The 1,618-nt window shown below is 72.9% G+C and carries 2 protein-coding genes; both read left to right on the forward strand.

Annotated features, from left to right (window positions below; genetic code table 11):
- On the forward strand, positions 1-212 hold a 212-nt coding region (locus IJH84_RS23715), incomplete at its 5' end, for a hypothetical protein (protein WP_295149205.1).
- A 43-nt stretch (positions 213-255) separates the two neighbouring features.
- The coding region (locus IJH84_RS23720) for a beta-ketoacyl synthase N-terminal-like domain-containing protein (protein ID WP_295149208.1) at positions 256-1,618 on the forward strand (1,363 nt) is incomplete at its 3' end.

The following is a 1,618-nucleotide window of genomic DNA, read 5'->3' on the forward strand; positions in this document are numbered from 1 at the left end:
AGCAGGCGCGAGTGCGCTCCCTGCTGGCCACGGTCCCGCTGCACCGGCTGCGCGAGTCCGGCTTGCTGGACGGCCTGCTCGCCCTCGCGGGTGAACCCGGCTGCGAGGCGAGCAGCGGCGATTCGGCGGACGAGCCAGGTCCCGGCATCGACGAGATGGCCATCGACGACCTGGTGCAAGCCGCGCTGGACGGAACGACCGAAACCGACTGAGGCCGAAACCGACTGAGGCCGAAACCGACCACGGAGTCCTCCCATGACCTCCAGCGAGCAGAGCCCCGCCCGGCTCGAGCAGGCGCTGCGCGCCGCGATGAAGGAGTCCGAACGGCTGCGGCGGCAGAACCGCGAACTCGCCGCTGAGCGCGCCGAACCGATCGCCATCGTCTCGATCGGCTGCCGGTTCCCCGGCAAGGTCGGCTCGCCCGATGACCTGTGGGACCTGCTGGCCGACGGCCGCGACGCGGTCGGCGAGTTCCCGACCGACCGCGGCTGGGACGTCGCCGGACTGCACGGGCAGGACGTGGACGAGCGCGGCAACGCGGTGTCCCGCCGCGGCGGATTCCTGGACGGTGTCGCCGACTTCGATCCCGGCTTCTTCGGCATCTCCCCGCGGGAGGCGCTGACCACCGATCCGCAGCAGCGGCTGCTGCTGGAGGTCTCCTGGGAGGCGTTCGAGCGCGCCGGACTGGACGCCACCCGCCTGCGCGGCACCCGCACCGGCGTGTTCGTGGGGACCAACGGGCAGGACTACGCCTACCTGCTGGTGCGTTCGCTGCAGGACGCGGACGGCAACGTCGGCACCGGCATCGCGGCCAGCGCCACCTCGGGACGGCTGTCCTACCAGTTCGGGCTGGAAGGCCCATCGGTCACTGTGGACACCGCCTGCTCCTCGTCGCTGGTCGCGCTGCACCAAGCCGCGCACGCGCTGCGCGCCGGGGAGTGCGAACTCGCGCTGGCCGGCGGGGTGAACGTGATGAGCACCCCGGGATCGCTGCTGGAGTTCAGCCGCCAGGGCGGGCTGGCCACCGACGGCCGCTGCAAGGCGTTCGCCGAGGCCGCCGACGGCACCGGCTGGTCCGAGGGCGTCGGAATGCTGGTGCTGGAACGGCTTTCCGACGCGCGCAGCAACGGGCACCAGGTGCTGGCGGTGCTGCGCGGCTCGGCGGTGAACTCCGACGGCGCCTCCAACGGCTTCACCGCGCCGAACGGGCGCGCGCAGCAACGGGTGATCCGGCAGGCGCTCGCGGCGGCCGGACTCGAACCGTCCGATGTGGATGCCGTCGAGGCGCACGGGACCGGAACCCCGCTGGGCGATCCGATCGAGGCGCGCAGCTTGCTGGCGACCTACGGCCGCAGCCGGGACGAGCCGCTGCTGCTCGGCTCGGTGAAGTCCAACCTCGGGCACACCCAAGCCGCGGCCGGGGTCGCCGGAGTGATCACGATGGTGTTGGCGATGCGGCACGACGAGCTGCCGCGGACGCTGCACGTCGACCGCCCGTCCTCGCACGTGGACTGGGATTCCGGCGCGGTGGAGCTGTTGACCGAGGCTCGGCCGTGGCCGCGCGGCGACCGCCCGCGGCGCGCAGCCGTGTCGTCGTTCGGCGTCAGCGGCACCAATG

Source organism: Saccharopolyspora sp., assembly GCF_017434145.1.
GTDB classification, from domain to species: domain Bacteria; phylum Actinomycetota; class Actinomycetes; order Mycobacteriales; family Pseudonocardiaceae; genus Saccharopolyspora_C; species Saccharopolyspora_C galaxeae.